The organism is Streptomyces sp. CLCI03 (assembly GCF_053615355.1).
Genome location: NZ_CM132132.1, coordinates 1,521,236 through 1,541,821 on the forward strand (window position 1 = coordinate 1,521,236; position 20,586 = coordinate 1,541,821).

Annotated in this window: 21 protein-coding genes and 1 pseudogene; 8 read left to right on the top strand and 14 right to left on the bottom strand. The window is 72.7% G+C overall.

The window, feature by feature from the left end; genetic code table 11:
* The first annotated feature begins 67 nt into the window (after window positions 1-67).
* Window positions 68-541 carry a DUF309 domain-containing protein gene (locus ACWG52_RS06950; RefSeq protein ID WP_389813645.1) on the top strand — a complete coding sequence of 158 codons (474 nt, stop codon included), beginning with the start codon at window positions 68-70 and terminating at the stop codon, window positions 539-541.
* On the opposite strand, the gene ACWG52_RS06955 is transcribed toward ACWG52_RS06950, so the two are convergent.
* Genes ACWG52_RS06955 through ACWG52_RS06970 form a run of 4 tightly spaced genes read right to left on the bottom strand, consistent with a single transcriptional unit; the run spans window position 538 to window position 3,806 of the window.
* A complete protein-coding gene (locus ACWG52_RS06955) occupies window positions 538-927 on the bottom strand; it encodes a VOC family protein (protein WP_389813642.1) in 390 nt (129 codons plus the stop codon). The genes ACWG52_RS06950 and ACWG52_RS06955 overlap by 4 nt on opposite strands.
* 4 nt (window positions 928-931) lie before the next feature.
* Window positions 932-1,588: a LutC/YkgG family protein gene (locus ACWG52_RS06960; RefSeq protein WP_389813640.1), complete on the bottom strand. Its 657-nt coding sequence runs from the start codon at window positions 1,586-1,588 to the stop codon at window positions 932-934.
* A complete protein-coding gene (locus ACWG52_RS06965) occupies window positions 1,585-3,054 on the bottom strand; it encodes a lactate utilization protein B (protein ID WP_389813637.1) in 1,470 nt (489 codons plus the stop codon). Before ACWG52_RS06965 ends, ACWG52_RS06960 begins: the two co-directional genes overlap by 4 nt.
* On the bottom strand, window positions 3,051-3,806 hold the full coding sequence (locus ACWG52_RS06970; RefSeq protein ID WP_389813634.1) for a (Fe-S)-binding protein: 756 nt from the start codon (window positions 3,804-3,806) through the stop codon (window positions 3,051-3,053). Before ACWG52_RS06970 ends, ACWG52_RS06965 begins: the two co-directional genes overlap by 4 nt.
* A gap of 18 nt (window positions 3,807-3,824) precedes the next feature.
* On the opposite strand from ACWG52_RS06970, the gene cobF reads away from it, so the two are divergent.
* A complete protein-coding gene (cobF, locus tag ACWG52_RS06975; protein ID WP_389813632.1) occupies window positions 3,825-4,577 on the top strand; it encodes a precorrin-6A synthase (deacetylating) in 753 nt (250 codons plus the stop codon).
* Here cobF and ACWG52_RS06980 read toward each other — a convergent pair.
* Complete coding sequence (locus tag ACWG52_RS06980; protein ID WP_389813629.1) at window positions 4,564-5,724, bottom strand: aminotransferase class V-fold PLP-dependent enzyme; 1,161 nt, start codon at window positions 5,722-5,724, stop codon at window positions 4,564-4,566. The two genes, cobF and ACWG52_RS06980, sit on opposite strands and share 14 nt — an antisense overlap.
* Window positions 5,721-6,674, bottom strand: coding sequence for a LysR family transcriptional regulator (locus ACWG52_RS06985; protein ID WP_453128200.1), 954 nt, complete (start codon window positions 6,672-6,674; stop codon window positions 5,721-5,723). The genes ACWG52_RS06980 and ACWG52_RS06985 overlap by 4 nt, the downstream gene beginning before the upstream one ends.
* Before the next feature lie 124 nt (window positions 6,675-6,798).
* Between ACWG52_RS06985 and ACWG52_RS06990 the strand changes: the two genes are divergently transcribed.
* Window positions 6,799-7,143 (top strand): YybH family protein, encoded by a 345-nt coding sequence (locus ACWG52_RS06990; protein WP_389813780.1) that lies wholly within the window; start codon window positions 6,799-6,801, stop codon window positions 7,141-7,143.
* Between the two features lie 52 nt (window positions 7,144-7,195).
* Here the strand turns inward: ACWG52_RS06990 and ACWG52_RS06995 are convergent, their stop codons facing one another.
* A complete protein-coding gene (locus ACWG52_RS06995) occupies window positions 7,196-8,944 on the bottom strand; it encodes a glycoside hydrolase family 71 protein (protein ID WP_390136810.1) in 1,749 nt (582 codons plus the stop codon).
* A 386-nt stretch (window positions 8,945-9,330) separates the two neighbouring features.
* Between ACWG52_RS06995 and ACWG52_RS07000 the strand changes: the two genes are divergently transcribed.
* Together ACWG52_RS07000 and ACWG52_RS07005 are read left to right on the top strand one after the other, a co-directional pair.
* Window positions 9,331-9,744, top strand: a complete 414-nt coding sequence (locus tag ACWG52_RS07000; RefSeq protein WP_386235301.1) for a hypothetical protein — start codon at window positions 9,331-9,333, stop codon at window positions 9,742-9,744.
* Window positions 9,665-9,919, top strand: a pseudogene (locus ACWG52_RS07005) (SUMF1/EgtB/PvdO family nonheme iron enzyme); the annotation flags it as partial. The gene ACWG52_RS07000 and the pseudogene ACWG52_RS07005, both read left to right, overlap by 80 nt.
* A 38-nt stretch (window positions 9,920-9,957) precedes the next feature.
* Here ACWG52_RS07005 and ACWG52_RS07010 read toward each other — a convergent pair.
* From ACWG52_RS07010 to ACWG52_RS07040, 7 genes are all read right to left on the bottom strand, one after another.
* Complete coding sequence (locus ACWG52_RS07010) at window positions 9,958-10,734, bottom strand: hypothetical protein (RefSeq protein ID WP_390168820.1); 777 nt, start codon at window positions 10,732-10,734, stop codon at window positions 9,958-9,960.
* Window positions 10,735-10,935: 201 nt separating this feature from the next.
* A complete protein-coding gene (locus ACWG52_RS07015) occupies window positions 10,936-13,155 on the bottom strand; it encodes an NADP-dependent isocitrate dehydrogenase (protein ID WP_389813616.1) in 2,220 nt (739 codons plus the stop codon).
* Between the two features lie 222 nt (window positions 13,156-13,377).
* A complete protein-coding gene (locus ACWG52_RS07020; RefSeq protein WP_389813613.1) occupies window positions 13,378-13,731 on the bottom strand; it encodes a DUF805 domain-containing protein in 354 nt (117 codons plus the stop codon).
* A 315-nt stretch (window positions 13,732-14,046) separates the two neighbouring features.
* Complete coding sequence (locus ACWG52_RS07025; RefSeq protein WP_453129047.1) at window positions 14,047-14,862, bottom strand: chitosanase; 816 nt, start codon at window positions 14,860-14,862, stop codon at window positions 14,047-14,049.
* Between the two features lie 130 nt (window positions 14,863-14,992).
* The gene (gene corA, locus ACWG52_RS07030) at window positions 14,993-16,075 is read right to left on the bottom strand and encodes a magnesium/cobalt transporter CorA (protein WP_389813610.1); all 1,083 of its coding nucleotides are present in this window, start codon (window positions 16,073-16,075) and stop codon (window positions 14,993-14,995) included.
* Between the two features lie 108 nt (window positions 16,076-16,183).
* Entirely contained in the window at window positions 16,184-16,576 is a 393-nt protein-coding gene (locus ACWG52_RS07035; protein WP_030009938.1) for a TOBE domain-containing protein, read from the bottom strand.
* 73 nt (window positions 16,577-16,649) lie between these two features.
* Complete coding sequence (locus tag ACWG52_RS07040) at window positions 16,650-17,558, bottom strand: LysR family transcriptional regulator ArgP (protein WP_389813607.1); 909 nt, start codon at window positions 17,556-17,558, stop codon at window positions 16,650-16,652.
* Window positions 17,559-17,627: 69 nt separating this feature from the next.
* Between ACWG52_RS07040 and ACWG52_RS07045 the strand changes: the two genes are divergently transcribed.
* The 3 genes from ACWG52_RS07045 (at window position 17,628) to ACWG52_RS07055 (ending at window position 20,573) form a co-directional block, all read left to right on the top strand.
* On the top strand, window positions 17,628-18,251 hold the full coding sequence (locus tag ACWG52_RS07045; RefSeq protein WP_389813603.1) for a LysE/ArgO family amino acid transporter: 624 nt from the start codon (window positions 17,628-17,630) through the stop codon (window positions 18,249-18,251).
* A 79-nt stretch (window positions 18,252-18,330) separates the two neighbouring features.
* Window positions 18,331-19,326, top strand: coding sequence for an NUDIX hydrolase (locus ACWG52_RS07050; protein ID WP_389813600.1), 996 nt, complete (start codon window positions 18,331-18,333; stop codon window positions 19,324-19,326).
* 56 nt (window positions 19,327-19,382) lie between these two features.
* Window positions 19,383-20,573, top strand: coding sequence for an MFS transporter (locus ACWG52_RS07055; protein WP_389813597.1), 1,191 nt, complete (start codon window positions 19,383-19,385; stop codon window positions 20,571-20,573).
* Window positions 20,574-20,586: the final 13 nt, after the last annotated feature.

Here is a 20,586-nt window from a genome sequence, read left to right on the forward strand (position 1 = left end):
TGCAGAACATTACCCCACGCCGAGGGGTGTGCATGCACGGGTAATCGGAGCGGGGCAGGATGGGGTGGTGAACGCACGGGATCGGGATGTCGACGGGCGAGCGCGCAGCGCGCGGCCCAGGGACGGGCTGGGGCGGCCGCTCGCCTACGGGGAGGCCGGGGTGGAGCGGCAGCCCGAGGGGGTGGTGCGCTCCCCGGAGGAGACCGTGCGGGAGGCGCAGCGGCTGTTGGACGCCGGGATGCCGTTCCACGCGCACGAGGTGTTCGAGGACGCCTGGAAGTCGGGGCCGGAGGCCGCGGCTCCCCTCTGGCGGGGGCTCGCGCAGCTCGCCGTCGGGTTGACGCACGCCGCGCGCGGCAACACGGTCGGCGGGGCGCGGCTGCTGCGGCGCGGGGCCGCCGGGATCGAGGGGCTGGACGGGAGCCCGTACGGGGTCGACGTGCCGGGCCTGGTCCGGTGGGCCGAGGAGCTGGCCGGCCGGGTGGCGGACGGGGGCCCGGCCGTCGATGCCGCGCGGGAGGCGCCGAGGCTGGCGGGCTAGGCGGGCTGGAGGAGGTCCCAGCGGTTGCCGTACAGGTCTTCGAAGACGGCGACGGAGCCGTAGGCCTCGTGGCGCGGCTCCTCCATGAAGCGGACGCCCTCGGCGGTCATCCGGGCGTGGTCGCGGGCGAAGTCGTCCGTGTACAGGAAGTGGCCGACGCGGCCGCCGGTCTGGTCTCCGACGCGGGAGCGCTGGGCGTCGTCCTTGGCCCGGGCCAGCAGGAGGGCCGATTCGGTGGCGCCGGGCGGGCGGACCACGACCCAGCGGGAGCCGTCGGGGCGGGGGGTGTCCTCGGCGAGGTCGAAGCCGAGTGCGCGGGTGTAGAAGTCGATGGCCTCGTCGTAGTCGTGGACGAGGAGGGCCGTGAGGGCGATGTGCGATGCCATGCCCTCATTGTGTCCCGGGCGCCGCCGCCAGCAGGATCACGTCCAGTCGGCGGGGGCCGTGGACGCCCTCCACCCGGTCGAGTTCGATGTCGCTGGTGGCGGAGGGGCCGGAGATCCAGGTCAGGGGGCGGGTCGGGTCCAGGAGCGGCAGGGCCTGCGGGACGGAGTCCACCACCTGGTCCGGGACCCGGATCACACAGATGTGGTGGTCCGGGATCAGGGTGATGCGGCGCCGACCCTGGTCGGGGCCGCCGTCGAGGACGATCGTGCCGGTCTCGGCGACGGCCAGGGCGCAGCCGGTGACCACGCTGTCGACCCGGTCCAGTTCGTACGGGGTGGAGGTCTCGTGGTCGGGTACGCGGGTGGGGCCCTCGGCCGGGAGCCACTGCGGGGGCAGGCCGGGCGGGACGATCACCGACCGGGCGCCCCGCTCGGCGAGGAGCCGGCTCAGGAGTGCGGGGAGTTCCTCGCCGTCGGCGCGGTGGACGACGGCCCGGTACTCGGTGAGGTGGGCGGCGAGCAGGTCCACCCGCTCGGCGGGGGTGCGGACCCCGTGGGTATGGAGGTAGTCGCGGGGGATCTCCGTGGACGGGCCGTCGGGGGGCGGGCCGTCGGGCAGTGCCCGGCGGATGCGGCCCAGGATGCGGTCCTTGCCGCTCATCGCGGGGTGCTCCGTTCCCGGGCCCACCAGTCGCGGAAGGACTCCGCCGCCACGGTGGGAAGTTCGCGGCTGTCGGTCCAGGCCCGCCCGGCCCCGGGGAGCCGTCGGGGGGCCAGCCGCCGGGCCCTGGCCAGCAGGCGCTCCCCGGCGCGCAGGGCCCCCGGGTGGTCCAGGAGCAGCCGGGCGGCGCGCATGGCGGCCCGTTCGGCGGTGTGGCCGTCGGCGGGGCGGAGGGTGACGCGGATGCCGTCGCGGGTCACCGGGCCGCCCTGGGCGACCCGTTCGCGGAGGTGGACGAGGACCTCGGGGATGTCGATGGCGACGGGGCAGGCCTCGTAGCAGGCGCCGCACAGGGTGGAGGCGTAGGGCAACGAGGCGTCGATCTCGCTTTCGGTGCCGCGCAGTTGGGGGCTGAGGATGGCGCCGATGGGGCCGGGGTATACGGAGCCGTAGGCGTGGCCGCCGGCGCGTTCGTAGACCGGGCAGACGTTGAGGCAGGCGGAGCAGCGGATGCAGCGCAGGGCCTGGCGGCCGGTCTCGTCGGCGAGGGTGTCGGTGCGGCCGTTGTCGAGGAGGACGAGGTGGAAGGCGGCGGGCCCGTCGCCGTCCGTGACGCCTGTCCACATCGTCGTGTACGGGTTCATCCGCTCGGCCGTCGAGGAGCGGGGCAGCGTCTGGAGGAAGATCTCCAGGTCGCGGAAGGTGGGCACGACCTTCTCGATGCCGACGACGGAGATCAGGGTCTCGGGCAGGGTCAGGCACATCCGGCCGTTGCCCTCGGATTCCAGGACGACCATCGTGCCGGTCTCGGCGACCATGAAGTTGGCCCCGGACACGGCGACCTTGGCGCGCAGGAACTTCTCGCGCAGGTGCAGGCGTGCCGCTTCGGCGAGTTCCCGCGGGTCGTCGCCGAGGGATGCGGGGGCCGGTCGGCCCCAGTCGCCCATCTCGGTGCGGAAGATGTCGCGGATCTCGGCCCGGTTGCGGTGGATGGCCGGGACCAGGATGTGGGAGGGGCGGTCGTGGCCGAGCTGCACGATGAGTTCCGCGAGGTCGGTCTCGTACGCGGCGATCCCGGCGGCCTCCAGGGCTTCGTTGAGGCCGATCTCCTGGGTGGCCATGGACTTGACCTTGACGACCTCCCGTTCGCCGGTGGCGCGGACCAGTTCCGTGACGATCCGGTTGGCCTCGTCCGCGTCGGCGGCCCAGTGGACGGCGCCGCCGGCCGCCGTGACCGCTTCCTCCAACCGCAGCAGGTAGTGGTCGAGATGGCGCAGCGTGTGGTCCTTGACGGCCTTGCCGGCGGCGCGCAGCCGGTCCCAGTCGGCGAGTTCGGCGACGGCCCGCGCGCGTTTGTCGCGGATGGTGTGGGTGGCGCGGCGGAGGTTGCCGCGCAGCACCTCGTCCCGTACGGCTTCCCGTGCGGCGGCGGGGAAGGGGGGCATGCCCAGGTACGTACCGCTCACGGCAGCGGTTCCTCCTCGGTGGCGGCCAGGATCTCGGCGAGGTGCAGGGCCCGCATCGGGCTGTCCGCGCGGCGGAGCAGGCCGTCGAGGTGGGCGAGGCAGGAGTTGTCGGCGCCGCACAGCACCTGGGCTCCGGTGCCGGCCGCTGCCGTGATCTTGTCGGTGCCCATGGCGGTCGAGACGTCGGGGTTCTTGACGGCGAAGGTGCCGCCGAAGCCGCAGCACTCCTCGGCGCCGGGCAGCTCGACCAGGTCCAGCCCCTTCACCGCGGCCAGGAGCCGGCGCGGCCGGTCCCCGAGCCCCAGGCCGCGCAGGCCGTGGCAGGAGGGGTGGTAGGTGACGGTGTGCGGGAAGTACGCGCCGACGTCGGTCACCCCGAGTACGTCGACCAGGAACTCGGTCAGCTCGTACACGCGCGGCGCGAGCGCGGCGGCCGCGTCGGCGAGCTCGCTGCCGCGCCCCTCCGCCGCCGCCTTCCGGCCGATGCGCGGGTAGTGCTCGCGGATCATCGCGGCGCAGGATCCGGAGGGGGTGACCACGTACTCGTGTCCCGCGAAGGCCCGCGCGGTGCGCCGCATCAGCGGTTCGGTCTCGTACCGGTAGCCGGTGTTGTACTGCGGCTGCCCGCAGCAGCTCTGGGCGGCCGGGAAGTCCACGCCGACCCCGAGCCGCTCCAGGAGGCGTACGACGGCGATGCCGGTCCGCGGGTAGAGCGCGTCGTTGACGCAGGTGACGAACAGGGCGGCTCGCATGATGGGCACAATAGCCCGGTGAAGAAGTTCTCAGTGATCGGCATAGGCGCGGGCGACCCGGACCATCTGACCCTCCAGGCGGTCAGGGCGATCGGCGCGGCGGACGCATTCCTCATCCTGGAGAAGGGCGAGGAGAAGGCGGATCTGACCGGGCTGCGGCGGGCGATGCTCGACGCGCACGCCCGTCCCGGCCACCGGTTGGTGGAGGGCCGCGACCCGGACCGGGACCGGACGCCCGCCGACTACACCCCGACGGTGGACGGCTGGCGCAGTGCGCGGGCCGAGCTCTTCGAGCGCTTCGTCGCGGAGGATCTGGCGGACGGGGAGACCGGGGCGTTCCTGGTCTGGGGCGATCCCTCCCTCTACGACTCCACGCTCGCGATCCTCGACGAGGTGCTGGAGCGCGGCCGGGTGGCCTTCGAGCACGAGGTCGTGCCCGGGATCAGCAGCATCTCGGCGTTGCTGGCGCGGCACCGGACCACCTTGAACCGGGTCGGGCGTCCGGTCCAGATCACCACCGGGCGCAGGCTCGCGGAGGGCTGGCCCCAGGAGGTGGACGACGTGGTGGTGATGCTGGACGCGCGGCACGCCTTCACCGCCCACCTGGACCAGGACCTCTTCATCTACTGGGGGGCCTACGTCGGTACCCCGGACGAGATCCTGGTGCAGGGCAAGCTCGCGGAGGTAGCCGGGCGCATCGAGGAACTGCGCACCGAGGCCCGCGCCCGCAAGGGCTGGATCATGGACACGTACCTGCTCAGGCGCGCCTGAGGGAGGACGGGAGGACGGCGGCGAGGCGTTCGTACTCCTCGGGGCGGTTGTAGATCTGGCCGCAGACGCGGATGCCGCCGCCGCCCGGCCAGGGCCAGATCAGCACCCGGATGCCGTGCTCGGCCGCGATCCGCTCGCGCAGCTCCCTGGCCCGGTCCGGGGTCTCGGCGACCCCGGGCGGCAGCCGCAGGGTGCGCATGGCGAGGGCTTCGCCGTGCGGGAGCGGGGTGAGCCCGGGCAGCTCGGCGAGCAGGGCCGCGCCGTGGGCCGCCAGCGTGCTGTTGTGGGCCCGGACCTTGGCCGCGTCGAGGCGTTCGAGGAGGTCGAGCCCGTCGGGGGCGGCGAGCCAGCCGGTGTAGTCGGCGGTGGCGCGGTTCTCGACGGACCGCGGGAAGCCGTGCGGGTCCTCCCAGGACGGTACGAGGGCCCTGATCCGGTGGCGGTGCTGCGGGGCGACGGCCAGGACGGCGCTGCCGGAGGGCGCGTAGCCCCATTTGTGGAGGTTGCCGAACCAGAAGTCGGCGCCGCCCGCGAGCGGGTCGGCGAGCATGCCGAGGGCGTGGGCCCCGTCGACGACGGTGGTGACCCCGCGGGCGCGCAGGTCCGCGAGGAGCCGGGGGGAGGCGATGATCCGGGCGGTGGGCGAGCTGACCTGGTCGAGTACGGCCACCCGCGTACGGGGGGTCAGCGCGGCCAGCACGGTCTCCCGTACGGCGTCCTCGTCGGGCAGGTGGGGATCGAGGGCGACGGTGGTGAGGGGGGCGCGGCGGGCGGCGGCCGCGACGACGGTGCCGTAGCCGTGATCGGTGACCAGGATCTCGTCGCCGTCGGTGAGCGGGACGGCGTCCAGGGCGAGGTTGGCGCCTTCGGTGGCGTTGGCGACGAAGGCGATCCCGTCGGGGTCGGCGCCCAGGTGGGCGGCGATCCGGGTACGGGCTTCGGCGAGGCGGTCGGCGACGGAGACGAAGAAGGCGTCGGGGTCGGCGTGGGCCTCGGCGCGGAGCGCGGCCTGTGTCTCCTGGACGGGGACGGGGACCGCGCCGAAGGAGCCGTGGTTGAGATGGGCGACGCGGGGGTCGAGGCGGAACAGGGCGGGCCCGCCGGGGAACTCCTGGGCGGACCCGGCGGGTCGTATCGGCTCGGTCACTGCGCCTCCGGGATTGCTGCTCGACTGTCCCTCGGATCATCTCCCGCGGCCGCGGGCTCCGGTAGACCACGGCCGTCGCCGAAGGCTCGGCGCGTGTGGGCGAGCAGCTCGCGCACGGCGGGGCCGTGCGCGGCGCGCCAGACCAGGCAGAGCAGGGCGGGGATGTCGACGTCGTCGACGACGCGGGCCGCGAGGCGGTCGCGGTAGCTCTCGGCCATGGACTCGCTGAGGACGGCGACGCCGAGGCCGCGCGTGGCGAGGTCGGCCATGGCGTCCGCGGCCCCCGCCTGCAGGGCGATCACCGGGTGGAGCCCCTGTGCGGCGCAGGCCTGGTCGAAGACGGTGCGCAGGCCGGTGCCGGTGGGCATGCAGATGACCGGGTGGTCGGTGAGGTCGCGCAGGGTGACCCGGGGCCGGTGGGCCAGCGGGTGATCGGGCGGGACGGCGACGACGAGCCGCTCGCTGACGAGGGTGAGGGCTTCCAGTCCGGCCGGGGCGGCGGTCGCGGTCCCGATGAGGGCCACGTCGACCGTGCCGGCGCGGACCGCTTGGACGAGCCGGTCGGAGTTGTCCTCCAGCAGGGCGATCTCCACACCGGGGTGGGCCCGGTGGAAGGCGGCGAGGGCGTCGAAGAGCGGGGTGACGGTGCAGTCGACGACCATGCCGACCGTGATCCGGCCCCGGATCACGCCGGCCACGTCCCCCACGGCCTGGCCCACCGCCGCGGCGGCGGCGAGCGCGGCCCGGGCGGGCGCGAGGGCGGCCGCCCCGGCGGCGGTGAGGGTCGCGGTGCGGGCCGAGCGGTCGAACAGCTCGGCGCCGAGGTCCCGTTCCAGTTGGCGGATCTGGGCGCTGACCCCGGACTGGCTGATGTGCACCCGTTCGGCCGCCCGGGTGAAGTTCTGTTCCTCGGCGACGGCGACGAAGTAGGCGAGCTGCCTCAGTTCCATGACTGAGGATTCTAGTGACCAGAAGATCCATCTGTTGGACTTCTGGTCACCGGAAGATCAGGCTGGAGGGACGAAGCGCAGCGGACGTACCCATCCCACGGAGGTAGTCGTGTACGAGAAGGCGATGCGGCCCGAGGACATCACCCGCCTGTTCGTCGAGCGTTCGAACGCCGGCGACGCGGCCGGGGTCGCCGCGCTCTACGAGGAGGACGCGGTGCTGGCGTACCCGCCCGGGGAGTTGACGGTGGGCCGCGAGGCGATCTCGGCCCTGTGGGAGAAGGTGCTGGCCCACCGCCCCGTCTTCGAGCCGGAGGCGCCGCTGCCGACGCTGGTCAGCGGTGACATCGCGCTGACCTCGACCCCGCCGAAGGACGGCTCCGGCGCCCGTGCGCAGGTCGTCCGCCGGCAGCCGGACGGCAGCTGGCTGCGCCTGCTCGACCAGCCGGAGTTCGCCCCGCCGAGCGCCTGACCGCCGGACGGGCCCGCCCGGGGTGGCAGCTGGCAGCTGGCGGGCGGCGGGCCTACGATTCCCGGCCGCTGGTCGCCGCGTAGTACTGGAGGTCCTGCACCTCCACCTTGTGGTCCACCCGGTACGGCAGGTCGACCTTCACCCCGCCCTTCCCGTCCCGGACGACCTGCGCCGAGCTGGTGCCGGCCTTCAGCGGCAGCAGCTGCGCGTGGATCCCCCCGGGAGCCTCGTAACTGCCCTGCGCGGCGCCGACGGTCGTACGGACGGAGCCGGCCCCGGTGAGGAAGCTGAGCACCTCCACCTTGTCCCGGGGCGGGGCGCTCCCCTTGCGGAGCGACATCACCAGCGACTGGTCGCCCGTCGGGTCGGCGTCCGCGAACTGCGTGCGCGCGGAGAGGTAGAGGGTGTCCCGGACGATCTTCGGCCAGCTGCCCGTCTTGAACTTGGTGAGGTAGTACGAGGTCAGGTCCAGGTACGCGTGGCCGTTGTGCAGGGAGGGCGCGAACTGGCTGCCCTCCGAGTAGTCGTTCCAGGTGGTGAGCTGCACCCAGTCCGCGCCGTCCTCGATGGCGCGCGTCCAGGTGGCGCGCAGGGTCGCGGTGTTGCCCGCCTCGTCGTAGATGCCCTGGTTGGGGCGCGCGTCCTGGACCGACACCGGCTGCATCCAGATCTTGCCCATGTCGTGGGCCCGCCGGACGTCGCGCGTGGAGCTCTCCTGGCCGACGTAGCTACGGCTGCCCCACTCGGAGAAGCCGTGGCTGATCGAGGCGAACTCGTCGCTGTGGGCGCCGAAGTCGAGGAAGAGCGGCACGAAGGCGGTGCGGATGCCGTGCTCGGACTTCAGGACGGCGATGACCTCGGTCCACCAGGCGACGCTCTTCTCCTCGGCCTTGAAGGGGGAGACCACGAGGCGGCCGTCGGGGAGCCGGTGCGCGGCGGAGGCGTCGGCGAGGGTGGCGATCGCCTCGGCGAGCACGCGGGGGTCGTCGGTCTTCAGGGAGGTCATGTCCGGCATCAGCATGATCTTGAAGGCCGGGTCCACCGAACGGGCCGCCGCCATCAGCAGGTTGCTGCGGTCCCAGTTCTTGCCGGAGAGGGAGAGCAGGTCGAGGGTGAAGCCGTCGATGCCGGCCGCGCGGGCCGTGCGCACCTCCTGCTGGAGGTTGGCGTACTCCCAGTCGCCGCCCTTGGGGGTCACGGGCAGCGGCCGGTCGCGCAGCAGGCCGCCGTAGCGGCCGTGCTTCCCGCTCTCGCCGTCGGGGTTCAGGTAGTTGCGGGTGTAGTAGTCCCGGTCGGCAGCCGCGTTGTCGAGGGAGAGCGGGTAGGGGGTGAAGTAGTGGGCGAACACCAGCTTCTTGCCCGCTCCGCCCGAGCGCAGGGCGGCCGGCGCCGGCATGTCGAAGGGCAGTGCGCCGGTGGGGCGTTCGGCCCCGGAGTCCACCGCGTTCTCGGGGTTGCCCTTGGCGGCCGCGCCCTTGGTCGGCGCCGCCGGCGCGACGGGTGACGGGGTGGCCTCGCCGGACGGGCCGGGCGAGCCGCCGTTCCCGGTGGCCACCGGGAGGTCGCCGGGGGCCGCGGCCCCCCGCACGGAAGCCGCGTCGCTCGGGTCCCAGGCGATTCCGGTGGCCGCGCAGACACCGACCAGGAAGAAGGCGGAGAGCAGCGTGGCGAGCAGCGGCCTGCGGCCCCGGAAGGCCGGTCGGCGCCGGTGCGAGACGGGTCCGGCCGCCCGACCCGCGCCCTGTGCCCGTGCGCCCGCACGATGCCGTGCTCGCCGGTCCGTTCGCCGGTCCGCTGTCATTCTGGTCCCTCCCGCGAATATGCCCCGACTGGGGGGCTGCACAGCAGTAGAGCCCAATCCCGGCTTCCGGACAACCGTTCCCAGGGCGTGGGGTTCAGGTGCGTACGTCACACGGACCACGGGAACTACGCCGCCCGTCCGGCGGCCCGTACGAAGTCCCCACCTGGGCCGCAGCGAACCGGTCCTTCGGAATGCGACATTCCCCTAGCCTTACGGCGCAAGTGGCGCATAATCGTCGTCACGCGGCTCGAAAAAACCCTCGTGCCGCACGTGGTCACGCATGCAGTGGGGGCATCGTGCCGATGGGGAAATCCGGGGCCATGGGGGAAGCCGGGTCGATGAAGGAAACAGGCTTATCCGGAACGCTACCGGCGACGTCCGCCGAAATGTCCCGGCTGCTCACCGCCGTCCGGCGGGGGCGCGTGCTGACCGTGGCGGGGGCCTTCCGCGAACCGCGGAGCCTGCTGGTGCGGGAGATCGCACGGCGGATCTCGTCCAACTTCTACGACGGGGTGGCCGTCGTCGCCATGAACCCCCGGCACGGCGGCTACGGGGTCCGGGAGCTGACGGCCGAGCTGGGCTCCGTACCCGGCATGCCCGTACCGGCCCGAGGGACGGCGAACACCGCCTCGTGGCTGGCCGAACGGGACATGCTGCTCGTCCTGGACGGCGCCGAGCAACTCGGCCCGGACGCCCTGGCCTGGCTACGGAATCTACTGACCGTGGCACCGGGGCTGCGGATCCTGGCGGCCGGGCGGTCCCCGCTGGCCTTCGAGCAGGAGCGGATCCACCAGCTCTGATCCGCCGGACCGAACTCCCGTCACGTGCGCGGCACAGCGCCGCCATGGAGCCGCCCAGGCGTACTGCGCCTGGGCGGGGACCCGGCTGCCCACGGAGCCGGAGTGGGAGTTCGCGGCGCGCGGCGGGCCGGAGCAGAAGCGCTACCCGTGGGGCGACGAGCTGCGGCCCGGCGGGCTCCGCCGGGCACATCGGCTTCCGGGTGGCCGCCGACATCAGCCCAGCTGCCGGCTGAGCTGTCGCCACACCGGGGCCGGGCAGCGCCCCTGCGGGCGGGACTTGAGGAACATGCCGTAGTCGACCAGACGCGGCGTCCGGCCGAACTCCACCCAGTGGGCGCGCCCGGAGGCCCGGTCCCAGCCGTCGTTGGGGATCCGGATGTGGTCGGCGCGCCCGTCCTTGTCCTTGGTGGTGATCTGGGCGACCTCCGCGTGGCCGGGATGGACGGCCAGCACCACGCAGTAGTGGCGCAGCTGCCGCGCCGGGTCCTCGCGCAGCGGCACCATGGCCAGCCAGATCTCCCCCGGTGCGGGCCGGTGGGTGCCGACGGCGACGCGCGGGCCGCCACGGGTGGCGTCCCACCGGCGGACCGCCACGACGAAGGCGAGCGCCACCAGACCGGCGGCCGAGCTCTCGGCCGTCGCCCGGACGTTCCACACCGGATGGTCCCCGACCTGGCCCTCCGTCCACCACAGCGCCGCGGCGACGAGCGCGAGCAGGGCGAGGGCGCGGGCCGGGACCAGCCACCGGGCACCGGACCGGCGGCGCGAGGCGAACACGGCCAGCAGCAGGGCCACGACGGTCGGGATCGCGTAGACGACGAGGTACTGGCCGAAGCCCCGCAGCTGCTGCGGGGGTGACTGCTCGGCCAGCAGGTCCGGCAGCGCCAGGGGCACCGCCAGCAGATAGCCCACGGTGGGCAGGACGAACAGCACGAGCAGGAGCCCGGCGCATCCGGGACCGGCGCAGGACGTGTCGGAACGGCGTGCCACAGAACCCCCAGAGCGTTTCGGTGAAGCCCCCGGGGCCACCGACCCCGAACGCTAGCGCAGGGCCCCCTCCGCGGCCAGGAGTCCCCTGGCGGCCCGGTCCCCGAGGGCCCCGGACACGGCTCCGCCCCGGCCGGGCACGGGGCCGGCCGGGGCGGAGCGGATCACGTCGTCACGGACGACGCGTGGGTACGGCTGTCGGCATCAGCCCAGGAGGGCGAGCGCCTCGTTGAGGGTCGCGGACGGGCGCATGATCGCCGCGGCCTTCGTGGCGTCGGGCTGGTAGTAGCCGCCGATCTCGGCCGGGGAGCCCTGCACCGCGACGAGCTCGGCGACGATGGTCTCCTCCTGCTCCGACAGCGCCTTGGCGACCGGCTCGAAGGCCTTGGCCAGCTCGGCGTCGTCGGTCTGCTTGGCCAGCTCCTGCGCCCAGTAGGTGGCGAGGTAGAAGTGGCTGCCGCGGTTGTCGATGCCGCCCAGCTTGCGGCTCGGCGACTTGTCCTCGTTGAGGAAGGTGCCGGTCGCGCGGTCCAGGGTGTCGGCCAGCACCTGGGCGCGGGCGTTGCCGGTGGTGGTCGCGAGGTGCTCGAAGCTGGCGGCCAGCGCGAAGAACTCGCCCAGGCTGTCCCAGCGCAGGTAGTTCTCCTTGACGAGCTGCTGGACGTGCTTCGGGGCGGAGCCGCCGGCGCCCGTCTCGAAGAGGCCGCCGCCGTTCATCAGCGGGACGACCGACAGCATCTTGGCGCTGGTGCCCAGCTCCAGGATGGGGAAGAGGTCGGTCAGGTAGTCACGCAGCACGTTGCCGGTCACCGAGATGGTGTCCTCGCCGCGGCGGATGCGCTCCAGGGAGAAGGCGGTGGCCTCGACCGGGGAGAGGATCTTGATGGTCAGGCCCTCGGTGTCGTGCTCGGCGAGGTACGTCTTGACCTTGGCGATCAGCTGCGCGTCGTGGGCGCGGTTCTCGTCCAGCCAGAAGACGGCCGGGACGCCGGTCGCGCGGGCGCGGGTGACGGCGAGCTTGACCCAGTCCTGGATGGGGAGGTCCTTGGTCTGGCAGGCGCGGAAGATGTCACCGGCGGCGACCTCCTGCTCCAGGACCGTGTTGCCCGCGGCGTCGACCAGGCGGACGGTGCCCGCGGTGGCGATCTCGAAGGTCTTGTCGTGGCTGCCGTACTCCTCGGCCTTCTGGGCCATGAGACCGACGTTGGGGACCGAGCCCATGGTGGACGGGTCGAAGGCGCCGTGGGTGCGGCAGTCGTCGACGACGACCTGGTAGACGCCGGCGTAGCTGCTGTCCGGGAGGACGGCGAGGGTGTCGGCCTCGGCGCCGTCCGGGCCCCACATGTGGCCGGAGGTGCGGATCATGGCCGGCATCGAGGCGTCGACGATGACGTCGGACGGCACGTGCAGGTTGGTGATGCCCTTGTCGGAGTCGACCATCGCGAGGGCCGGGCCCTCGGCGATCTCGGCGTCGATCGAGGCCTTGATCGCGTCGCCGTCGGACAGCGCGCCCAGGCCGTTCAGGATGGCGCCGAGGCCGTCGTTGGGCGACAGACCGGCGGCGGCCAGGGTCTCGCCGTAGCGGGCGAAGGTCTTCGGCAGGAAGGCGCGGACCACGTGGCCGAAGATGATCGGGTCGGAGACCTTCATCATCGTGGCCTTGAGGTGCACGGAGAACAGCACGCCCTCGGCCTTGGCACGCTCGATCTGGTCGTTCAGGAAGGTGCGCAGCGCGTCGACGTGCAGGACGGACGCGTCCACGACCTCACCGGCGAGGACCGGTACGGACTCGCGCAGCACGGTGGTGGCGCCGTCGGCGGCGACGTGCTCGATGCGCAGGGTGCCGGCCTCGGCGATGACGGTGGACTTCTCCGTGGAGCGGAAGTCGTTCTCGCCCATCGTGGCGACGTTCGTCTTCGACTCGGTGGTCCAGGCGCCCATGCGGTGCGGGTGCGTCTTGGCGTAGTTCTTGACCGAGGCGGGGGCGCGGCGGTCGGAGTTGCCCTCGCGCAGGACCGGGTTGACGGCGCTGCCCTTGACCTTGTCGTAGCGGGCGCGGATGTCGCGCTCCTCGTCGGTCTTCGGGTCGTCCGGGTAGTCCGGGAGTGCGTAGCCCTGGCCCTGGAGCTCGGCGACCGCGGCCTTGAGCTGCGGGATCGAGGCCGAGATGTTCGGAAGCTTGATGATGTTGGCTTCCGGGGTCTTCGCCAGCTCGCCGAGCTCGGCGAGGGCGTCGGCGATCCGCTGGCTCTCCTGGAGGTACTCCGGGAAGACGGCGATGATCCGACCGGCCAGGGAGATGTCACGGGTCTCGACATTCACACCGGCCGTCGACGCGTACGCCTGGATCACAGGCAGGAAGGAATACGTCGCGAGGGCCGGGGCCTCGTCAGTGTGCGTGTAGATGATGGTCGAGTCAGTCACCGGATGCTCCGCTCCACAGTCTGCGTCTCTCGTCTGCAACATTGCTCGACATCAAGATATCTCGTGATCGGGCCGGTCAGCACAGCCTCCGGCCGCCAGTCCGCGAGACGCACGTCACGCGGCGCCCGACCGCCCCCGGAAATGCCGAGAGCGCCGCCCCCGGCTGTTCCCGGCCGGGGGCGACGCTCAGGCATTCGGGCCTTGATCAGGCCGTACGGCAGATCAGACGCCGTAGGCCTTCGGGTCCGGGCCGTACTGGTTCTGCTGCTGCTGACCGGCGGTGGCCAGGAGGACGATGATCCAGATGAAGCCGACGAGCGGGACGGCACCGATGAGGATCCACCAGCCGGACTTGCCGGTGTCGTGCAGACGGCGGATGGTGACGCCCAGGTTCGGCAGGAAGACCGCGACCACGTAGAGGGCGTACAGGATCGGGGAGGTGCCCAGCACGCCGTCGAGGATCGACAGGACGATCACAGCGGCCAGGTTGAAGAGGAAGAACATCCAGTACTCCTGGCGGCGCGCGCGGCCGGAGAAGACGGCGTACTTCTTCAGAACGTCAAGGTAGTGGTTCATGAGGGTCCCCCCAGAGGACGGTTGGTTCGGCCCGTCCTGGTGGAGCAAGCCGGGGCAGAACTTATGCCCCCCTTACGTCGCGGTCAAGCCACTTATGGGGAGGCCAAATCGGCTGGACCGCCCGATTTCCGGCACCGGAGTTACGACTTCGGGACACAACCGCAGCGCCATGTCCCCGAACGTCCGAAACGTCCGCACACGAGGCCCACTTGACGCCCCCGCCACTGCTCTGATCGTTACCCACATCGTTATCGCCCCGCGACACCGCGGGCCGGGGCGGGGAGGAGGACTCCCGCCCCGGCTCCGGGCGCACCGTCAGCCGATGTGGAAGGAGTCCCCGTAGACCTTCCAGTCGAGCGGCGTGTTGAGGTTCAGGTTCCCCTTCTTCAGGAAGACCCGCTGCGCGGTGTCGACCCGGCTGGTGTCGCTGTGCGCCTCCTCCTGCTTCATCGCCCAGACCCGGGCGTCGAGGAAGGCGTTCAGGTAAACGGTCTCGTTGCCGCCCTGGGACGGGGGCTTGGCCTTGGACAGTGCGCGCTTGCGGATGTTGCGGAAGCTCGTGGAGTCGCCGCCGTCGCCGTGCATGACGATGGCGTCGTAGTAGATGAACTGCCCCAGCACGCCGACCCCGTCGGCCTTGCCCTGGTTCACGGAGGGGTTGAAGTAGACCCGGTCGCGCTCGTGGTCCTGGGCCTTCCTGAAGTCGGCGTCCTGGGCCGCCTTCGCCCAGTCCTTGGTGAAGTTCGGGTCGAGGCCTGCGTGCGAGTCGCTGCCGTCGACCTTGCGCAGGGCGGGCAGGTACTTGGCGAGGACGTTGCCCGGCTTGATCTGCGTGTAGTACTCGACGAGGTCGAGCATGTCGCCGGTGCCGGAACAGAATCCGATGATGCCGGCCGTGTATCCGCGGCCGTCGTCTATGTCCTCGATGTACTTGTACTGCGCCTTCCAGTCCAGCGAGGAGTTCTCCGCACTGGAGACGATCTTCATGGCGATCTCCTTCTTCGCCGGATCGTCGAGTCCTACGGCTGCCGCCACGGCGGTCTCCGCCACGGGGGCGGGGGCCGTGGTGGCATGGGCTGCGACAGGGACGGCGATCAGTGCGCTGCCGAGCAACGCACCGATCGCCAGCATCTTGCGGCGAGGGGTGAACACAAGGCCTCCATCTGGTAGTTGAGGCGTCCCAGCTTCGTTAGGAAACTTTACTACCAGAGCTGACGGCAGCTCAATACCCGGGCGCTCCCCAGGGAACGGCCGCGTCCGGTCAGAGCCAGCCGTTCCGCCTGAACCCCCGGTGGATGACGAAGCAGGCGAGCGCCATGACGCCGAGGACCAGCGGATAGCCGTAGGTCCAGTGCAGTTCGGGCATGTGGTCGAAGTTCATGCCGTACACCCCGCAGACCATCGTCGGCACGGCGACGATCGCCGCCCATGCCGTGATCTTGCGCATGTCCTCGTTCTGGGCGACGGTCACCTGCGCCAAGTGGGCCTGCAGGATGGAGTCGAGGAGGTTGTCGTAGGCGCCGATCTGTTCCGTCGCCCGGATCAGGTGGTCCGCCACGTTCCGGAAGTACGCTCGGGTCTCCGGCGGGATGACCGGTATCGGCTGCGTCGCCAACTGCTGGAGCGGGCGGCCGAGCGGCGCCACCGCCCGCCGGAGCTCCAGGAGTTCGCGCTTGAGCTGGTAGATCCGCCCCGCGTCGCCGCGGCCACCGGCCTCGCTGAACACCGCCGTCTCCACGGCGTCGATGTCGTTCTGCACCGCGTCCGTCACGGCCACGTAGTCGTCGACCACATGGTCGGCCATGGCGTGCAGAACGGCCGCGGGGCCGATGGCCAGTTGGTCCGGGGCGGCCTCCAGCTCCTCACGGACCGGGCCCAGCGTGCCGCGGCCGCCGTGCCGGATGGTGATGATGAAGTCCTGGCCGGTGAAGGCCATCAGCTCACCGGTCTCCACCACCTCGCTGGTCGCGGTCAGCTCCTCGTGTTCCACGTACCGCACGGTCTTGAAGACGGAGAACAACGTGTCGTCGTAGCGCTCCACCTTGGGACGCTGGTGCGCGTTCACCGCGTCCTCGACGGCGAGGGGGTGCAGGCCGAACAGCTCGGCCAGCCCGGCCAGCTCCGACCTCGACGGTTCGTGCAGACCGATCCAGACGAAGCCGTCACCCGTCTTACGGACCCGGCGCAGTGCCTCCTCGACCTCGGCGCAGTCCTCCTGCCGCACCCCGTCGCGGTAGACGATGCAGTTGACCACCGCGCTGCCGAGCGGGGAGCGGGCCGGATGGCTGAGGTCGACGGCCCGCCGGTAGCTGCGCCGCACGACCCGGCGCAGGTTGCTGAACATGGACAACGGCGTACTCCCCTTCGGCGGATCAGCGGCCAGTCTGCCATCGCCGCCGGAACGCCTGCGTCCGGGCTCACCGGCCCGGGGGGGGGGACCCGGCCGCCCGTATCAGACCCGGTCGATGAACACGCTCGTCGACTTCACGCGCGCCGTGGCCCGCGCGCCCACCTCCAGCCCGAGCTCCTCCACCGCCTCACGCGTCAGCAGCGAAACGATCCGGTGCGGCCCGGCCTGGATCTCCACCTGCGCGTCGACGGTACCCAGCTTCACCCCGGTGACGATGCCGGGGAAGGCGTTGCGGGCCGAGGTGTACGGGGCCTCCTCGCCCTCGGCACCCTCCTGCGCGGCCTCGACGCAGAAGGCGGCGAGGTCGGGGCCGTCCACCATCCGCCGGGTGCCCTCGCGGTGGGTGGGGAAGCGTTCGGCATCCGCCCAACGCCGGGCCGTGTCGACGCTGACGCCGAGCAGCCGGGCGGCCTGGCCGATCGTGTAGGACTCCATGTCCGCAGCTTAGGGGGTGTCCTGTCGATCATCTCGGATCGGGCCCGGTAGGACCGGGCCTTGTCGATCCGGTTCAGGCCGGGGGGTTGCGCAGCGATTCCCGGGCCGCCGTCGCGATCACCTCCGCGACCGTCGACAGGGCGGGCGAGTCCAGCCTCCACTGCTGCCAGTACAGGGGTACGTCCATCGGCCGCAGCGGCTCCAACAACACCAACTGCCCCGCCCGCACCAGCGGTCTCGACTGCTGCTCCGGCACCAGCCCCCACCCCAGCCCCGCGACCACCGCGTCGCGGAACCCCTCCGATGTCGGGATGTGGTGTCGTACCGGCCCCGCCCCGCTCGCCGGGTCCCCCGTCAGCCCGCGGACGAAGGCGTCCTGGAGGTCGTCCTTCCGGTCGAAGACGATCGTCGGCGCCTCCCGTAGGTCCCGCTCCGGCTCCCCCGTCAGGTACCGGGCCGCGAACGCGGGACTCGCCACCGGCAGGTACCTGGCCAGCCCCAGCATCCGTACGCTGCAGCCGGCCACCGGATCGGGCGAGGAGGTCACCGCCGCCATCACCTGCCCCTCCCGCAGCAGCGCGGTCGTGTGCGACTCGTCCTCGCGGTGGAGTTCGAGGCAGACCGGCGGATCCTGCGGCACCCGCGCCAGCGCGGGCAGGAACCAGGTGGCGAGGGAGTCCGCGTTCACCGCGATCGGCAGGCGCACCGGGCCCATCCCGTCGGCCATCCCCAGCTCGGCGCGCGCGTCGCGCTCCAGGCGGGCCAGCTGCCGGGCGAAGCGGACCACCACCTCCCCGGATTCGGTCGCCCGCACCGGCTTCGTCCGCATCAGCAGCACCCGCCCGGTCCGCTGCTCCAGCGCCTTGACCCGTTGGCTGACCGCGGAGGGGGTCACGTGGAGGGCGGCCGCCGCCGCGTCGAAGGTGCCCTCGTCCACCACGGCGAGCAGCGTGCGTACCTGGTCCAGCGGAAGCTCATCCATCACAAGCGCTAATGGTACGTAAAAATCTTTAGCTGTACTGAACCGATCTCGCTGCCTACCGTCGCTGTCATGAACTACGGCATCACCAGCGCCGCCCTGGCCGGCTTCGGCAGCGGACTCTCCCTCATCGTCGCCATCGGCGCGCAGAACGCCTTCGTCCTCCGCCAAGGCGCGCGCCGTCACGCGGTCCTCGCCGTGGTCGCCGTCTGCGCCGTCTCCGACGCGGTCCTCATCGCCCTCGGCGTCGCCGGCGTCGGCGCCTTCGTCACCGCCTGGCCGGCCGCCCTGACGGTGGTCGCCCTGGCCGGAGGCGGGTTCCTGATCTGCTACGGAGTCCTCGCCGCCCGCCGGGTGCTGCGGCCCTCCCCGGACGCCGCCCTCACCACGGAGGGCGCGACGACCGGGTCCGCCCGCCGGGCCGTACTGACCGCCCTGGCCATGACCTGGCTCAACCCGCACGTCTACCTGGACACCGTGCTGCTCCTCGGTTCCGTCGCCGCCGGCCGCGGGGACCTGCGCTGGGCCTTCGCCATCGGGGCCGTGCTGGCCAGCCTGACCTGGTTCGCCGGTCTGGGCTACGGGGCCCGGCTGCTCAGCGGTCTGCTCGCCCGTCCGGCCGCCTGGCGGGTCCTGGACGGCCTCGTCGCTGCGACCATGGTCACCATGGGCGGCCTGCTGCTGGCCCGCGCCTGAGCCCGCACGTCGGCGCCGGGCATCCACCGCGGCCGGGGCATGGAGCTCGCGCCGCCGACCCGATCCTCAGGAGCCCGCCGTGCCCGACCGTCCCTCCCCGCTCGTGGCCGCCGCCGGGGTCGTCCTGGACACGCGCGGGCGGGTCCTCGTACTGACCACCCCCGGCCGGTCGGAGCCGGAGCTTCCGGGCGGTGCGGTCGAGGGCGCCGAGACCCCGGAGGAAGGGCTGGCCCGCACGCTGCGTCAGGATCTGGGCCTCGTCCGTCCGGCCGCCCGGCTGCTGGCGGTGGACTCCCGGCCGCCCGGCCCGACCGGCCGCTCCCTGATCGTGCACGTCCATCTCGTCGGCCCGCTCCCGCCCGCGGAGGTGGCGGCGATCTCCGTCCCCGACGGGGAGGGCACCGAAGCGCGCTGGCTCCCGCCGGAGGCGGCCTGTGCACTGCTGCCCGCCCCTGTCGCGCCCCGGCTGCGCGCCGCGCTGGCCGCCCTGCACGCCGGTTCCTTCGCCCACCTCGTCGACGGGGTGCCCCAGCCCGGCTCCCCCGCCGGACTGGACCCGGCTCGGCGCATCGCCCTGGAGCATTCGGGCACCCTCGCCCCGGCCGACCACCGGGCCGGCCGCCCCAAGGCGGTGACCGCGGCGAGCGTGCTGTTCACCGGCTCCGACGGCCGGATCCTGCTGGTGCAGCCCGCGTACGGCCGGTCCGACCGCTGGAACCTGCCGGGCGGCGGCATCGACAGCGACCTCGGCGAGATCCCGCGCGCCGCCGCCCGGCGGGAGGTCCACGAGGAGCTGGGCCTGGACCTCGCCCCGGGCCGGCTGCTCGCCGTGAACTGGGCCCACAAGAGCGGCCGTCCGGCCCGTATCCGCTTCCTCTACGACGGCGGTGTCCTCGACGACTCCGTCCTCGCCCGCATCCGACTGGACCCGACCGAGCTGCTCCAGTGGCGCACCGTCACCCCCGCGGAGCTCCCCGGCCTGGTCAAACCCGCCCTGCGCCGCCAGATCACCGCCTGCCTGACCGCCCGTGCCACGGGCGCCGGGCCGCTGGAACTCCACGCGGGCCGCCCCTGACCGACGGCCCGGTCGCCGCCGTGCCGAGCCGCGACGGCGGGGTTACCGTCGGCGGCATGGACGGTGATCGCCGGCGGTGGCGCCAGTGCCTGCTCGGCGGGGCGGTGTTCGCCGTGTGCATGGCGGGCACCACGCTGCCCACCCCCCTGTACGGGCTCTACCAGGACAAGTTCGGTTTCTCCGAGCTGATGGTGACCGTCGTGTACGCCGTGTACGCCTTCGGGGTGATCGGCGTACTGCTGCTGGCGGGCAACGCCTCGGACTCCGTCGGAAGACGGCCCGTGCTGCTGGCCGGCCTGGCGTTCTCGGCCGCCAGCGCGGTCTGCTTCCTGTGCGCCACGGGCATGGGCTGGCTGTACGCCGGCCGGCTGCTGTCGGGACTGTCCGCCGGACTGTTCACCGGGGCCGCCACGGCCTACGTCATGGAACTGGCCCCCAAGGGCGGCACCTCACGGGCCACCTTCGTGGCGACGGCCGCCAACATGGGCGGGCTGGGCTGCGGCCCGCTGCTCGCCGGCGTGCTCGCGCAGTACGCCGCCTGGCCGCTGTACCTGCCGTTCGTCGTGCACCTCGCGCTGGTGGTCGTCTCGGCCGCCGTCCTGGCACGGCTCCCCGAGACCGTGCGGGACCGGCGGCCGCTGAGCACCGTGCGACCGCAGCGGCCCGGCCTGCCCCCGCAGGTGCGGTCCGTGTTCGCGCCCGCGGCGATCGCCTCCTTCGTCGGCTTCGCGCTGTTCGGGGTGTTCACCTCGGTCAGTCCCGCGTTCCTCGCCGAGTCCCTGGACGTGCACAACCACGCGGTGACCGGGCTGATCGTCGCGCTGGCCTTCTTCGCCTCGACCGCCGGGCAACTGGCGGTCGGCCGGATCGGGGTGGGCCGGTCGCTGCCGCTCGGCTGCGCCGGGCTGCTCGCCGGGCTGGCGCTGCTCGCGGGCGCCCTGTGGTGGGACCTGCTGGCGCTGGTGGTGGCGAGCGCCGTCGTGGGCGGGGTCGGGCAGGGCCTGGCGTTCCGCGGGGCCCTGGCCGCGGTGGCCGCGGCCTCGCCGCCGGACCGTCGGGCGGCGGTGATCTCGATGCTGTTCGTGGTGGCCTACACGGGCATCTCGCTGCCCGTGATCGGGGTGGGGTTGCTGGTGGGCCCGATCGGTCTGGAGGGCGCCGGGCTGGTGTTCATCGCCTGCATGGCCGTACTGGTCGTGGCCGCGGCCGGTTACCTGCTGCGGCGACCGGCGCGGGCCCCGGCGTGAGGCTCGTACCGCG

Coding starts and splice junctions, on each gene's coding strand:
- ACWG52_RS06955 (WP_389813642.1), bottom strand. CDS start 927: ATGGCATCGCACATCGCCCTCACGGCCCTCCTCGTCCACGACTACGAC.
- ACWG52_RS06960 (WP_389813640.1), bottom strand. CDS start 1,588: ATGAGCGGCAAGGACCGCATCCTGGGCCGCATCCGCCGGGCACTGCCC.
- ACWG52_RS06970 (WP_389813634.1), bottom strand. CDS start 3,806: ATGCGAGCCGCCCTGTTCGTCACCTGCGTCAACGACGCGCTCTACCCG.
- ACWG52_RS06985 (WP_453128200.1), bottom strand. CDS start 6,674: ATGGAACTGAGGCAGCTCGCCTACTTCGTCGCCGTCGCCGAGGAACAG.
- ACWG52_RS06990 (WP_389813780.1), top strand. CDS start 6,799: ATGCGGCCCGAGGACATCACCCGCCTGTTCGTCGAGCGTTCGAACGCC.
- ACWG52_RS06995 (WP_390136810.1), bottom strand. CDS start 8,944: ATGACAGCGGACCGGCGAACGGACCGGCGAGCACGGCATCGTGCGGGC.
- ACWG52_RS07000 (WP_386235301.1), top strand. CDS start 9,331: ATGTCCCGGCTGCTCACCGCCGTCCGGCGGGGGCGCGTGCTGACCGTG.
- ACWG52_RS07020 (WP_389813613.1), bottom strand. CDS start 13,731: ATGAACCACTACCTTGACGTTCTGAAGAAGTACGCCGTCTTCTCCGGC.
- ACWG52_RS07025 (WP_453129047.1), bottom strand. CDS start 14,862: ATGCTGGCGATCGGTGCGTTGCTCGGCAGCGCACTGATCGCCGTCCCT.
- corA (WP_389813610.1), bottom strand. CDS start 16,075: ATGTTCAGCAACCTGCGCCGGGTCGTGCGGCGCAGCTACCGGCGGGCC.
- ACWG52_RS07035 (WP_030009938.1), bottom strand. CDS start 16,576: ATGGAGTCCTACACGATCGGCCAGGCCGCCCGGCTGCTCGGCGTCAGC.
- ACWG52_RS07040 (WP_389813607.1), bottom strand. CDS start 17,558: ATGGATGAGCTTCCGCTGGACCAGGTACGCACGCTGCTCGCCGTGGTG.
- ACWG52_RS07045 (WP_389813603.1), top strand. CDS start 17,628: ATGAACTACGGCATCACCAGCGCCGCCCTGGCCGGCTTCGGCAGCGGA.
- ACWG52_RS07055 (WP_389813597.1), top strand. CDS start 19,383: ATGGACGGTGATCGCCGGCGGTGGCGCCAGTGCCTGCTCGGCGGGGCG.